General features: G+C 51.7%; 10 protein-coding genes. All 10 read left to right on the plus strand.

What is annotated here, in order from left to right; genetic code table 11:
- The first annotated feature begins 490 nt into the window (after nt 1-490).
- Nucleotides 491-2,983, plus strand: a complete 2,493-nt coding sequence (gene spoIIE, locus CFI03_RS11600; protein WP_481857670.1) for a stage II sporulation protein E — start codon at nt 491-493, stop codon at nt 2,981-2,983.
- Between the two features lie 227 nt (nt 2,984-3,210).
- On the plus strand, nt 3,211-3,939 hold the full coding sequence (locus CFI03_RS11605) for a vWA domain-containing protein (RefSeq protein WP_127496995.1): 729 nt from the start codon (nt 3,211-3,213) through the stop codon (nt 3,937-3,939).
- The gene (locus tag CFI03_RS11610) at nt 3,923-4,840 is read left to right on the plus strand and encodes a protein kinase domain-containing protein (RefSeq protein WP_248757501.1); all 918 of its coding nucleotides are present in this window, start codon (nt 3,923-3,925) and stop codon (nt 4,838-4,840) included. The genes CFI03_RS11605 and CFI03_RS11610 overlap by 17 nt, the downstream gene beginning before the upstream one ends.
- Before the next feature lie 53 nt (nt 4,841-4,893).
- Nucleotides 4,894-6,321, plus strand: a complete 1,428-nt coding sequence (tilS, locus tag CFI03_RS11615) for a tRNA lysidine(34) synthetase TilS (RefSeq protein WP_248757502.1) — start codon at nt 4,894-4,896, stop codon at nt 6,319-6,321.
- Nucleotides 6,322-6,375: 54 nt separating this feature from the next.
- Nucleotides 6,376-6,915, plus strand: coding sequence for a hypoxanthine phosphoribosyltransferase (hpt, locus tag CFI03_RS11620; protein ID WP_012772064.1), 540 nt, complete (start codon nt 6,376-6,378; stop codon nt 6,913-6,915).
- Between the two features lie 104 nt (nt 6,916-7,019).
- Nucleotides 7,020-9,032: an ATP-dependent zinc metalloprotease FtsH gene (ftsH, locus tag CFI03_RS11625; protein WP_201008785.1), complete on the plus strand. Its 2,013-nt coding sequence runs from the start codon at nt 7,020-7,022 to the stop codon at nt 9,030-9,032.
- Between the two features lie 330 nt (nt 9,033-9,362).
- Nucleotides 9,363-10,430: a BMP family lipoprotein gene (locus tag CFI03_RS11630; RefSeq protein WP_248757503.1), complete on the plus strand. Its 1,068-nt coding sequence runs from the start codon at nt 9,363-9,365 to the stop codon at nt 10,428-10,430.
- 108 nt (nt 10,431-10,538) lie between these two features.
- Complete coding sequence (locus CFI03_RS11635) at nt 10,539-12,083, plus strand: ABC transporter ATP-binding protein (protein WP_248757504.1); 1,545 nt, start codon at nt 10,539-10,541, stop codon at nt 12,081-12,083.
- Nucleotides 12,084-12,089: 6 nt separating this feature from the next.
- A complete protein-coding gene (locus CFI03_RS11640) occupies nt 12,090-13,184 on the plus strand; it encodes an ABC transporter permease (RefSeq protein WP_127496989.1) in 1,095 nt (364 codons plus the stop codon).
- The gene (locus tag CFI03_RS11645) at nt 13,181-14,143 is read left to right on the plus strand and encodes an ABC transporter permease (protein ID WP_201008784.1); all 963 of its coding nucleotides are present in this window, start codon (nt 13,181-13,183) and stop codon (nt 14,141-14,143) included. Before CFI03_RS11640 ends, CFI03_RS11645 begins: the two co-directional genes overlap by 4 nt.
- The last annotated feature ends 205 nt before the right edge of the window (nt 14,144-14,348 follow it).

Below are 14,348 nucleotides of genomic sequence, written 5' to 3' on the forward strand. Positions count from 1 at the left end.
AGTAGGGGAATTAAGATCATCCCGTACGGAGCGACAAACTTCCTCATAAAAGCAGACATCAATTGTCCCCGCGATGCAGCTAACGGAGTTTTACGAAGCCCCTTCTCGCCCCAGACGCAAGAAAAAAACGCTCCATTCACGTTTTTCGGCCCCCGCTATGCGCATTTTTCAAAAAATATACCTCATTTCAAAAAAAGTTTCAGCCTGTTTCCCTGATACTCCCTGCAATCCCGACAGCAGAAAACAAAGATTTCGCGGACAGAACGAGGCGCGACGCGACGGTTTTTGTTGAAGCGGCAGTAGTGCCAATAGTCACGTGTCAGGTTTAAAGCCAGTAACGGCGCATATTTGAAAGCGTTGACAATTTGTCGGTGAAGGATTTGGGTTTTGTCGGAAAAAACTTTGGCACGCCCACGTTAAACTGACAAACTTCATACGGCCATGCTCCTATAATGAGAACCACAACAAAACGAAATGGGTGGTGTTCGAAATGAAAAAAGAAAACGTGATTATGTTTCCCGCAGGTGAACAACAAATGGGATGGGGACGTTCCATGATGGAAAAGGGCCGTGGATGGCTATCTTCGAGAAGGCTGGTCCAGCTGGTGCTTGCGAAAAAATGGACAATCATGCTTGTGGGGCTTGGCTTCCTGCTCGGAAGGGCGGTGATCCTGGAATCCCTGATGCCCTTCGCTGCGGCTTACTTTGCGGTCGTCTACTTTCTTCGAAAAGACGCGTTCGCCTGGACAGCCGTATCGCTCGTGGCCGGGAGCTGGTTCGCGGTTACGCCCGCACCCTTATGGATCGGGATGGAGCTCGCCGTTCTATTCTTATTATTTAAAGGCCTGGAGGCTTACGAGAAAGCGGAGCTCGGGACTGCTCCCTTACTCGTCTTTATCTCCACCTTACTTGTGCAGCTATTTGGACTCTTCATAGGAGATACGATGAGCTGGTATGGGTTCATGATGGTGGTTGTGGAGGCAGCGCTCAGCTTTGTGCTTACGCTTGTCTTTATTCAGGCCATACCGGTTCTGACCATGGCGAAAAAAACCGCCTCTCTCAAGAATGAAGAGATTATCTGCCTGATGATTCTGCTTGCCTCCGTCATGACCGGAGCGGTAGGCTGGCAAATTTACGGTCTGTCCGTTGAACATATTATGTCGCGCTTCCTGCTGCTATTGTTTGCCCTTGCAGGCGGAGCTCCGCTTGGAGCCTGCGTCGGCGTAGTTGCCGGACTTATTCTTAGTCTCGCCGACTTTAACGCGGTTGTGCAAATGAGCTTGCTTGCTTTCGCGGGTCTATTGGCCGGCCTTCTGCGCGAAGGCGGTAAAGCCGCGGTTGCCTTCGGCATGCTGCTCGGCACCTCGATCCTCGCAATCTATGTGGGAAGCGGATCGGATGTGATGACGTCGACATGGGAGTCGGTCACCGCAGCTGTCCTGCTTATGCTTACCCCAAAAATTATGATTCGAACCATCGCCCGCTATGTTCCGGGTACAAACGAGCATGCCAAGTCGCAGCATGAGTATGCCAAGCGCGTACGCGATGTAACGGCGGAGCGGGTATCCCAATATTCGGAGGTGTTCCGCCAGCTCTCGAAGAGCTTTGGCCAGCTCAATAACACGGCGGGTGCCGTGAAGCAGGAGGAGGAGCTTAATCATTTCATGCAGGCGGTGTCGGCGCGAAGCTGCGCGGACTGCCACCGGAATAAGGCTTGCTGGGAGGGCAAGTATTTTCAAACCTATCAAATGATGAAGGACATGATCTCGGCCGTGGACGAGGATCGCATTCCAACGCACAATATGCCGCGCACATGGGCGTCCCATTGCGCGAAGCCTGCTCAGGTGCTTGGCATTATCGAGCAGGAGTACGAGCTTTATAAGAATGATATGCACTGGAAAAAGCAAATATTCGATTCCCGGCAGCTGGTGGCGGATCAATTATCTGGCGTATCGCAGGTGATGGAGGACCTGGCGCATGAAATTAAAAGGGAGGGGCAGACCCTGCATCTGCAGGAGGAACAGATCCGTGAAGCCTTGGAGGGACTGGGATTATCCATACAGGAAATTGAGGTCATTAATCTGGAAGAGGGGAATGTGGAAATCGAACTGTATCACCATTTTGCCAGGGGCTACGATGAATGCCGCAAAATTATCGCTCCGCTCTTATCGGATATACTGGGCGAGCATGTGGCCGTCAAATCGGAGAGACCGGCAGAGAAGAATGGCGAACCAACCCTTGTCGTGTTTGGTTCGGCCAAGGAATTCGAGGTGGAGACAGGCATTGCCGGTGCCGCCAAAGGAGGCGACCTGCTGTCGGGAGACAGCTTCAGTATGCTGGAGCTTGGCAATGGCAAATTCGCCGTAGCCATTAGTGACGGCATGGGCAATGGAGAACGCGCGCGCCAGGAGAGCAGCGCAGCCCTGTCGATTTTGCAGCAGCTTTTGAAGTCCGGGATGGACGAGAAGCTTGCCATCAAATCGGTCAATTCGATTCTTCTCTTGCGATCGCCGGATGAGGTGTTCGCGACAATCGATCTAGCGATGATCGATTTATATACGGCGAGGACGACCTTCATGAAGATTGGCTCGACGCCAAGCTTTATTAAACGAGGAAACGAGGTGATTCCCGTAACGGCGAATAATTTGCCGGTCGGTATTTTGCAGGATATTGAATTCGACCTGATCTCCATGCCGCTGCAGCCGGGCGACACGATCGTCATGATGAGCGACGGGATATATGACGCGCCGGGACATGCGGTCAATAAGGAGATGTGGATGAAGAGGATTATTCAGGAGCTGAAAACCGATGAACCGCAGGAAATGGCCGATGCCTTGCTGGAGACCGTGGTGAGGTATCATGAGGGCGATATTAAAGACGATATGACGGTGCTTGTCGCAAAGATCGATAAGCATTTGCCGGAATGGGCGTCATTCCGATGGCCGGGAATCAACCGGCTGGAGCGGCCGCGGACGGTTAGCTGAAGGAGGCAGATGACAAATGGGCGGATGCAGGCTCTTGGACGAAAGCGCGGCAGTTTGCGCTTTCGCTCCGGGAGCCTTTTCGCATGGCTTAGGCATGATTATGAATTTTTCATTGCAGGGGCTGCATAATTTCTCGGGAAATAGGGCAATCTAGCGGTTTATCCCTCGCTTCAAACGGCAAAACTAATAGAGAGGTTATGCTTGTTTTGAAGAGGAGGCAAGGAATAATGAAACAAATATTGCTGGTGACGGATGGCTGCTCCAACGTCGGAATGAGTCCGGTTGTAGCGGCGGCGCATGCGAAGTCGGAAGGTATTGCGGTTAACGTTGTAGGAATTCTCGATTACGGCGATGTGGGAGAACTTGGTGCATCCGAAATAGAAGAGATTGCTCGCGCCGGAGGGGGCCTGAGCAGGCTTGTGAATATGCGGCAGCTGTCGCAGACGGTTCAAATGATGACGAGAAAAACGGCGGTTCAAACGATTCAGCTGGCGGTCCAAAAGGAACTGAAGCAGGTGCTTGGCAACGGTTCGATCGAAGCGCTCCCACCCGAGAAGCGGAGCGAGGTCGTCCGTGTTATCGACGAGCTTGGCGAGACATCCAAGCTGCAGGTTGCCCTGCTGATAGACGCAAGCGCCAGCATGAAGCCTAAGCTTCGCGCGGTGGAGGAAGCGATTCATGATCTTATGCTAAGCCTGCAGGCACGTCAGGGGCAGAGCGAGATTGCCGTGTTCCATTTCCCAAGCAGCAAGCATGGCGAGGACTGCAAGCTGGATCTGGATTGGACCGATAATCTGAAAGGCATTTCTTCTATATTTACGAAATTCCCCATGAGCGGGACAACGCCAACGGGTCCGGCGATGATGCAAGTCATTGATTTTTACCGGCAGGGGGATTATGGTAAGAAGAGCAGAAACGATGAAACGGATGGGATGATGAGTGACTACGTCGTTTAAGTTGAATCTCCGCCGCGGTGCCGTTGTAACGGGGAAATGGAAGCACTCCCGTTATCGAGTCGAGCGGTTGCTTGGAGAGGGAGCGAACGGCAAGGTTTATCTCGTTCATGCCGACCGCGGCTGGTGCGCATTAAAAGTAGGGATGGACGCCATTGATCTGCAGTCGGAGATCAATGTTCTGCAGGCTCTCGAGAAGCAGGACCGGAAGCAGACCTACCTTTATGAAGTGGATGATCTGCTTGGAGAGGATGGCAAAGAGTATCCTTTCTATATTATGAGATACGTGCGCGGCGTAACGATTTCCGACTTCCTGGATAAAAACGGGTCCGAATGGTTTCCGCTCATTGGTCTTAACCTTCTTGGCAAGCTGGCCGAGCTTCACCGCAAGGGCTGGGTATTCGGCGATCTGAAGATCGATAACGTGCTGGTGGCCGACTACGGGTATGTGGAGCTTGTCGATTACGGCGGCGTTACGGCGATGGGCAAAGGGATCCGCCAGTTCACCGAAATTTACGACCGCGGCTTTTGGAATGCGGGCTCGCGCTCGGCGGATGCGAGATACGATCTGTTCTCCTTCGCCGTGCTTTGCATCATGCTCCATGAGCCGAAGAAGCTTCACGCGCTGACGGGAGGGTTGCCGCAAATCCGTTCAACCGAAGAGCTGGAACGTTTAATTGGCGAGTGCAAGGGGCTGGCTCCCGTAGCGGGATGGCTGAGGCAGGCGCTCGGCGGGCAATTCTTCGACGCTTCGGAAGGAGCGGAGGCCTGGAGGAGACTGCTGCACCGCAGGGACACGCGGGTCAAAAGCGCAAAGACGCCCGGATGGCTCAAAGGGCTTGCCGCCGTGTCGGCCGTTGTGCTTGGCATTTCGGTTTACTGGCTGCTTCGAAGTGGTATATAGCTGATATATAGAAGAAACATATACTAAAAGGGAATGGGGAGATACATACGCATATGGAAACGGGAGACCATAAGCTGCTGAACGACATGATGAAATACGCAGCAACCGAACAGCTATGGTCAAAGGGCGATCGAATCGTGGCCGCCGTATCCGGCGGTCCCGATTCAATGGCTCTGCTGCATCTGCTCTGGCTTGCAGCCCGGCAGGAGCAGCTTACGATTATTGCGGCCCATGTCAATCATGGCTTCCGCAAGGAGGCTTCCCGGCAGGAGGCGGAGATTGTCCGCCAATACGCGGTGAAGCTGGGCGTGCCTTTCGAGATGATTGAGCTCGATATGCCCGCATACATAGAAGAAACGGGAATGAATGCGCAATCCGCGGCGCGGGAGAAGCGTTACGCTTTTCTGCATGAAATCGCGGTAAAATACGATGCATCCTCCATCGCCCTTGCCCATCATGCCGATGATCAAGCGGAGACGGTGCTGATGCGGGTCATCCGCGGAGCGGGCCTAACCGGCCTTGCGGGAATGGCCGCCAAAAGGAAAGAAAAAAACGTGGAACTTATTCGACCATTACTTCGTATGAACAAGTCAGACATTGTGCGCTACTGCTCCGGGCAGGATATTCCTTATTGCCTCGACGGCAGCAACAATGAGCGATATTACTTTCGGAATGTCGTTCGGCTGGATGTTATCCCTTATCTTTCGCAATTTAATCCTCAGCTTACCCACTCGCTCAGGCGGATCGCCGATGTGGCGGGGGCGGAGGATGACTGGATGGAGCTTGAAGGACAGCGGCTCTTTGCATCGCTCGTAACGTCGTCGCCGGATGAATGCAAGCTTAATGCCGGCGAGCTGGTCGGTCTTCATGTCGCTTTACAAAGAAGATTGATTAAACTAATATTAAATTATCTTTCGAAGGATGCAGAAATTGCCTCCTTTGACGCGATTGAGACGATGCGGCTTGCGGCAGCCCCTGCAGCCCCGAGTACCTGGCGATACGACGCAGGCTCGGGTGTTCGGTGCATCCGTGAGTATGGCAGCATCCGATGGGTGCGAGTGCTGAACGCATCGGGCACGTCCGAAGATAGCTATGCCTTTTCCATTTCCGGGGATTCGAAGTCGGCGTTTATCACGGCCGGCGGAAGAGCGCTGCATATCGAGCGGCTGAAGCGGGGTGAAGCGGTAAGACCTGCGGGACGGAGCGAGGTTTGCTTTGATGCGGACCAGCTTGATTTTCCGCTTACGGTACGTAATCGGCAGCCTGGCGACCGAATTCAGGTTTTAGGATTAAATGGGTCCAAAAAAGTGCAAGATATGTTCGTTGACGAAAAGATCGCGCCATCCGAGCGTGAGCGATATCCGCTGCTGGTTGATGCGAATAACCGCCTGCTCTGGATTCCGGGGATACGACGTTCAAGCCATGCGCAAACCGGTCATGAGACAACGGACTTCCTGTTCATTCGAATGGAGAACGAATAAGAAGCACTGCTGTATTCATAATTATAAAGTGAAAGATATAGGAGGATTTACATTTTGTTGAACGATATTAAAGAGGTACTCTACGACGAAGGCCAAATCAAGGCGAAGGTGAAAGAGCTTGGGGAAACGTTAAGCCGCGACTTCGACGGGCGTAATCCGCTCGTTATTTGCGTCCTCAAAGGTGCGTTTATTTTCATGTCTGACCTGGTCAAAGAGATGCCGATTAAACTTGAGATCGATTTTATGGCGGTATCGAGCTACGGGGCTTCGACCAAATCGTCGGGCGTCGTAAAGATTATTAAAGATCTTGATGCCTCCGTGGAAGGGCGTGACGTCCTGATCGTCGAAGATATTATTGACAGCGGTCTGACGCTGAGCTACCTGATCGATGTGCTGGAACGCCGCAATGCCAAGTCGGTAACGGTTGCCACGCTGTTCGACAAGCCTGCACGCCGGTCGGTTGATCTTGAAGCGGACTACACCGGATTCTCGCTGCCGGATGAGTTTGTTGTCGGCTACGGCCTCGATTACGCAGAGAAATACCGCAACCTTCCGTTCATCGGAATTCTGAAGCCGGAAGTTTACGAGAAATAGAATTTGCGGTTAAACCGGCATGTCTCCCCCTCGCTCTTGGTTCTATTGAGATGGAAAGTCATGCTATGTTAAAATATTAAAAGCGTCTTGAGAGGAGGTAGGGGATGAATCGGATCATCCGTAATACTGGATTTTATTTGATCATCTTTTTAGTAACGGTTGGGATTATTCAGTTTATCAGCAGCCAAAATAATACTACCGTCGGAATTCGTTACGATCAGCTTCGCCAAGCGATCAGTTCCAATAACGTGGAAGAGCTGACCGTGAAGTACGATGGTTATACTTATTTGGTTTCAGGTAAATATAAAGAACCGCCTGCGGACTCCAAAAACGGAGAAAAGAACTTCTCCTCGCGTATCGGTCTAGAAGCGGGGCAGGATATTCTTGATGCAGAGAAGCAATACGGATTTAAGCTGAACTACAAGCCAATGGATACACCCAGCATCTGGCTTACGTTCCTTACTTCCATAATTCCGTTTGTGATCATATTTATTTTGTTCTTCTTCCTGATGAACCAAGCTCAGGGCGGCGGCGGCAAAGTGATGAACTTTGGCAAGAGCCGCGCAAGGCTGTACAACGAAGAGAAGAAGCGCATTACCTTTGAGGACGTGGCGGGCGCCGACGAAGAGAAGCAAGAGCTTGTCGAAGTCGTTGACTTCCTGAAGGATCCTCGCAAATTCAATGTCGTGGGCGCACGTATTCCGAAGGGCGTATTGCTTGTGGGTCCTCCGGGTACCGGTAAAACGCTCCTTGCCCGTGCGGTTGCCGGCGAGGCAGGCGTGCCGTTCTTCAGCATCTCCGGTTCGGACTTCGTGGAAATGTTCGTCGGTGTCGGCGCATCCCGTGTCCGCGACTTGTTCGAGAATGCGAAGAAAAACGCTCCGTGTATCATCTTTATCGACGAGATCGATGCGGTTGGTCGTCAGCGCGGCGCCGGGCTTGGCGGCGGACATGACGAACGCGAGCAAACGCTCAACCAATTGCTCGTTGAGATGGACGGCTTTGGTGCCAACGAAGGCATTATTATCGTCGCTGCGACGAACCGTCCGGATATTCTTGACCCGGCGCTTCTTCGTCCGGGACGCTTCGACCGTCAAATCACGGTTGACCGTCCGGACGTAAAAGGCCGCGAAGCGGTATTGAAAGTCCATGCGCGCAACAAGCCGCTTAACAAAGATGTGAAGCTTGATGTGATTGCAAAACGTACGACGGGCTTTACCGGCGCGGATCTCGAGAACCTGCTGAACGAAGCAGCGCTTCTTGCAGCCCGCCGCAACAAGAAAGACATTGCCATGCAAGAGGTTGACGAGGCGATTGACCGCGTAATCGTGGGTACGGAGAAGAAAAGCCGTGTCATCAGCGATCGCGAGAAACGGATCGTCGCTTACCACGAAGCTGGTCATACCATTGTCGGCTACTTCCTGGAGCATGCGGACATGGTACACAAAGTTACGATTATCCCACGCGGCCGTGCCGGTGGTTACGTCATTATGCTTCCTAAGGAAGACCGTATGCTCGTAACGAAGCAAGAGCTTCTTGATAAAGTTACGGGTCTGCTTGGCGGACGCGTTGCGGAGGAATTGTTCATTGGCGAGATTGGTACGGGCGCATACAGCGACTTTAAGCAAGCGACTGGTATCGTCCGCAGCATGATCATGGAATACGGTATGAGCGATAAGCTTGGTCCGATGCAGTTCGGCCAATCGCAAGGCCAAGTATTCCTGGGCAGAGATCTTGGGCATGAGCAGAACTACTCCGATAAGATCGCTTACGAGATTGATCAGGAAATGCAATTCTTCATCAATGATTGCTACACTCGCGCGAAGCAGTTGTTAACGGAGAAGAGCAGAGAAGTACATTTGATCGCTCAAACGCTTCTTAAAGAAGAAACGCTCGAGCTTGAGCAAATCAAGAATTTGATCGAATCCGGCGGTCTTGAAGGCGGAGATGAGCCTTCAGGAGAAGGAAGCGGTGCAGCGGAATCCTCGTCCGAGCCAATCGTAGATACGATCGGCGGCGTGAAGGTCCGCATTCAAACCCGCGATGCAGGCGAGATTACGCCTCCTGAGCTGGATGAACAAAAACCAGACGACGAAGATCCGAATAAAGGATCCTAATTAAAAAACAGCTGTCCAATGTTTGCTTGATAGCAAACGAAGGACAGCTGTTTTTGTTTACCGTTCGGGTTTTGAGGGTATTCATTAGAGGACTAACCAAGACTATGTTAGCTATTTGTCCGAAAATTTCGAATATTACTCGCACAAATGTTACATAATCGACATGTTGTTTTGTGAACAAAATTTCTGTGTCAAATTAGTTGACATAATGTGATTGACGGCTGTTAGATTGTAATTATAATTAAGGAGAATAGTGGCGCTGGACATCAAGAATAATAAAGATAGTGCAATTGCCCTAAACACAAATATAAAGCAGGGGAGAGAACAGGTATGAAGAAACAAGTTGGTTTAATGCTTATGATCATCCTGGCGTTGACATTTGTCTTGTCCGCATGCGGCAGCAAGAGCCATGACAACACCAATAACTCTAACAAAGGCGGCAACGAGGGTGCTGCATCCCCGGGTACTTCTGGAGCAACTTCCAAACTTAAGATTGGCATGGCTACAGACGTTGGCGGCGTTAATGACAAATCCTTTAACCAAAGCGCTTGGGAAGCTCTGAAGAAAGTAACGGCTGATACCGGTGCTGAAACCAAATATCTTGAATCCAAAGGCGATGCCGACATGGAGCCGAACTTGAAGGCTTTCGTATCGGAGAAATATGATCTGACTTGGGGGATCGGCTTCCTGTTTACGGACGCGATGACGAAAGTCGCAACAGAGAATCCAAACTCCAAATTCGCGCTTATCGATGCTGAAGTTGATCTGCCTAACGTTGAATCCGTATCTTTCGCGGAAAATGAAGGCTCCTTCCTCGTTGGCGTTGTTGCCGGTCTGATGACGAAAACAAACAAAATCGGTTTCGTAGGCGGCATGGAAATTCCGGTTATCAAAAAATTCGAAGCCGGCTTTAAAGCTGGTGTAGAAGCGGTTAACCCTGAAGCTGCAAAAAGCATGAAAATCAACTATGTAGGCGACTTCTCCAAGCCTGACCTTGGCAAGCAAGCGGCTGCAACGATGTATGACGCTGGCGTCGACATCATCTTCCACGCTTCCGGCGCATCCGGTAACGGCGTGTTCAACGAAGCTAAATCCCGTAAAGACGCTGGCAAAGACGTGTGGGTAATCGGCGTAGACAAAGACCAATCGCTCGAATTCGGCGACGAAATCACACTGACTTCCATGATGAAGGGTGTAGAAGCGGCTGTTTATAAAGTTTCGACGGACCTGATCAACGGTACATGGCAAGGCGGAAAAGTCGTAACGCTTGGTCTGAAAGACAATGGCGTAGGTTTGCCTGAGACTTCCACGAAAAACGTTCCGGCTGATGTTCTTGCGAAAGTTGAAGAGTACAAACAAAAAATCGTCAGCGGCGAGATTACGGTGCCAGTTAAATAATTTTCCTCGCGAAAATATTTGATGTCGCTGTGTCAAGGCAAGGCCGGCAGTAAGCCGGTCTTGTCCTTTTTTGCCATACAGGTAGAAACCCCGGGGGGATGATGAAAGATGGACCGGAGCACAACGGCTGTTGAACTAAAAGGAATAACGAAACGTTTTCCAGGGTTAGTAGCCAATGATAACATCAATTTTGAACTGAAAAAAGGCGAGATTCATGCACTGCTCGGCGAGAACGGGGCGGGCAAATCAACGCTGATGAACATTTTGTTCGGCTTGTATCAGCCTGAAGAAGGCGAGATTTGGGTTAACGGCAAGAAGACCGTCATTGACGGTGCAGGTAAGGCAATCGAACTTGGGATCGGGATGGTCCATCAGCATTTCAAGCTTGTGCAGCCGTTTACGGTGGCAGAGAATATCGTGCTCGGCAACGAGCCGTCGAAATTCGGTTTTTTGAAATATAGAAAAGCAAATCAGAGAGTTCGGGATCTCTCCGAACGTTACGGATTGAAAGTAGATCCGCAAATGCGGATTCAAGATATTACAGTCGGCATGCAGCAGCGGGTAGAGATTTTGAAGACCTTGTACCGCGGTGCCGATATTCTGATCTTCGATGAGCCAACAGCCGTACTGACGGTTCAGGAAATCGAAGAGCTGATTGAAATTTTGCGGAACCTGGCGGCGGAGGGCAAATCGATTATTTTGATTACCCATAAGCTGAAGGAAGTTATGGCGCTGGCGGATTCGGTAACCGTTATCCGCAGAGGCAAGGTTATTCGCACCCTTCCAACGTCGGAAACAAACGAACGGCATTTGGCCGAGCTGATGGTCGGCAGAGACGTCACCTTCGAAGTCGAGAAATCGAAAAAGGAGCCTGGCGATGTTGTGCTGTCCGTTGATTCGCTGCGTATGAAGGGCGATCAAGGCAAGCAGGTTCTCGATGGCATCAGCCTTGATGTTCGCGCCGGCGAGATTCTTGGTATCGCTGGGGTTGACGGCAATGGCCAAAGCGAGCTTATTTATGCGATTACGGGGATGCGCGGCGTTAACGGCGGAAGCGTAAAACTGAACGGCAAGGAAATTACGAACCGAACGCCGCGCGAAGTGTCGCTGGCCGGTATCAGCCATATTCCGGAGGACCGGCACAAGCATGGTCTTGTCCTTGATTTTACGCTGAGCGAGAACATGATTCTCGGCAGTTATTTCGATCCGCAGTTCGGCAAGAACGGCTTTATCGACTTTAAGGCGATGGACACGCTGGCCGATAAGCTGGTCAATGAATTTGATGTCCGCGGCTCCGGTATCCATGCGAAAGCGCGCTCGCTCTCCGGCGGCAACCAGCAAAAGGCGATTATCGCCCGCGAGCTCTGGAAAAACCCGGACCTGCTTATTGCGGTTCAGCCAACGCGCGGTCTCGATATCGGCGCGATCGAATACGTACATAAGCGGCTTGTCGAAGCGCGGAATGAAGGCAAAGCGATTCTGCTCGTTTCCTTCGAGCTGGATGAGCTATATTCCTTGTCCGACCGAATCGCGGTAATGTACGAAGGACGTTTGATGGGTGAAGTGGATGCCGATCATCGCGACGATCAGCAGCTTGGCTTGATGATGGCAGGCGATGCATCCGCAGTAGCTGCAACCGAAGGGAGGAAGTAAAACGAAATGAACACGATGAGAAAAATATTCGACAAGTCTTCCTTCCTCGTGCCGCTCGTGGCGATCATCCTTGGTCTTATCTGCGGCGCGCTTGCGATGCTTGCGGGTGGATACGATCCTTGGATGGCGTATACTGCCTTGGTGAAGAAGCTGTTCGGTAGTCCTTACGATATCGGCGAAGCCATCCGTGCGATCACGCCGCTAATCTTTACCGGTATCGCGGTAGCTTTTGCTTTCCGTACAGGCCTCTTCAACATTGGCGCCGACGGTCAGTTTTTAATGGGGATGACAGGCGCAACGATTGTCGGGGTAACGCTTGATTTGCCATGGTATATTCATGCTCCGCTAGCGATTATCGTAGGAGGGCTGTTTGGCGGCCTGTGGGCGGCGCTCGCCGGTTATTTGAAGGCAGCGAGAGGCGTTAATGAGGTTATCTCCTCCATTATGCTGAACTGGATCGCCCTCTTCCTGTCCAACTATATCGTAGGCACGTATCTCGTCATGGAAGGCCAACAGAAATCGAAGCCGGTTCACGAATCGGCGCTTGTATCGATCAAGTGGCTGTCCGAAAGCATGGGCAATGCCCGTATGCATTGGGGAACACTGATTGCGCTCATCGGTGTGGTCGTGTTTTACGTTATCTTGTGGCGCACGAAAAAAGGCTACGAGCTCCGCGCGGTTGGCCTCAATCCGAACGCCGCGCTGTATGCGGGGATGAACGTTAACCGCACGATCATTACTTCGATGTTTATCAGTGGCGTGTTCGCCGGACTTGGCGGCGTATTCGAGATTCTTGGCGTCTTTGGTTACCAGACGGTTATGGCCGCGTCATGGGGTTACGGCTTTGACGGTATCGCGGTTGCTCTTCTTGGCGGCAATACGCCAATCGGCGTATTCCTTGGCGCCGTGCTGTTCGGCGGATTAAGCTACGGCTCGGCCGGCATGAGCTTCGGAGCGAATGTACCGCCGGAGATTGTACGGATCGTTATCGGGTCCATTATCTTCTTTGTCGCTTCGCATGGACTCGTGAAGTTCTTCCTGAAGCCGTTTATGGCTCGCCGCTCGAATAAAGGCAAGTCGGAAGGAGGCAGTGCCCTGTGAACGCACTAGATACAATCGGACAATTAATTAGCATTACGCTTGTTTTCTCAACCGCTCTGATCTTTACCGGACTTGGCGGCGTGTTCTCGGAGCGGTCCGGCGTCGTGAACATCGGCCTTGAGGGACTTATGATCGCGGGCGCTTTTGGGGCTGCCGTATTCGCCGATCAAGCCATTCAGGGCGGAATGAAGCATGGCGCTCCGTGGATCGGACTTCTTGCCGGTCTGGTTTTGGGACTTGTGGTGTCTCTGCTGCATGCGGTTGCCACGATCACGTTTAAAGCCGACCAGACCATTGTAGGCGTCGTTATTAATATTTTGGCGGCGGGCCTTGCCATCTATCTGACGAAAAGCCTTTATGAAGGCTCCGGACAAACACCAACCCTGGAATATGTGTTTAATCCGGTCGCTATTCCGGGACTATCGGATATTCCTTTGCTCGGCAAAGGTATTTTCACGGCTTACCCAACCACTTATATTGTGATCGGTGTTGTTATTCTCAGCTATATCGTTCTGTACCGTACAACCTTTGGCCTTCGCCTCCGTGCGGTGGGCGAGCATCCAAGCTCGGCTGATACGGTTGGCATCAGCGTAACGAAGTACCGTTACATCGGCGTTATGCTGAGCGGTGCATTGGCCGGACTTGGCGGTGCAACGATTGCTCTGACAACAACAAGCAACTTTGCCCATAATACGATTTCCGGGCAAGGCTTTATCGCGATTGCGGCCGTTATTTTCGGCAAATGGAATCCGCTTGGCGTAGCCGGAGCGGCGATCTTCTTCGGGATGGCGCAGGCGCTTCGGAACTGGGCGCAGCTGTTCGAATGGTCGCATCATATTCCGAACGAATTTTTCTATATGCTTCCGTATTTGCTGACGCTTCTTGTGCTTGCGGGCGCAGTGGGACGCTCGGCAGCGCCAGGTGCGCTGGGCGAGCCGTATGATCCGGCGAAAAGGTAGCCGGAATCCCTTTGCGGCAGCCGTTTATGCCCTCTTCTCCACTTCATGCAAAATTTGCTGTGGAGAAGAGGTTTTTTTATTGTCTAAATACATTGACAGCATCCTGCACCTGGAGTAAATTAAACCTTAACAAAAGAATCATAAATAGGCCATTGACTTTGAAATAGTTTGTGCATCAATTCACAAAGTCTGGATAGCCATAATC

Source organism: Paenibacillus sp. ATY16 (assembly GCF_003399985.2).
GTDB lineage: Bacteria > Bacillota > Bacilli > Paenibacillales > Paenibacillaceae > Pristimantibacillus > Pristimantibacillus glycanilyticus.

Coding starts and splice junctions, on each gene's coding strand:
- spoIIE (WP_481857670.1), top strand. CDS start 491: ATGAAAAAAGAAAACGTGATTATGTTTCCCGCAGGTGAACAACAAATG.
- CFI03_RS11635 (WP_248757504.1), top strand. CDS start 10,539: ATGGACCGGAGCACAACGGCTGTTGAACTAAAAGGAATAACGAAACGT.
- CFI03_RS11630 (WP_248757503.1), top strand. CDS start 9,363: ATGAAGAAACAAGTTGGTTTAATGCTTATGATCATCCTGGCGTTGACA.
- CFI03_RS11605 (WP_127496995.1), top strand. CDS start 3,211: ATGAAACAAATATTGCTGGTGACGGATGGCTGCTCCAACGTCGGAATG.
- tilS (WP_248757502.1), top strand. CDS start 4,894: ATGGAAACGGGAGACCATAAGCTGCTGAACGACATGATGAAATACGCA.
- CFI03_RS11640 (WP_127496989.1), top strand. CDS start 12,090: ATGAACACGATGAGAAAAATATTCGACAAGTCTTCCTTCCTCGTGCCG.
- ftsH (WP_201008785.1), top strand. CDS start 7,020: ATGAATCGGATCATCCGTAATACTGGATTTTATTTGATCATCTTTTTA.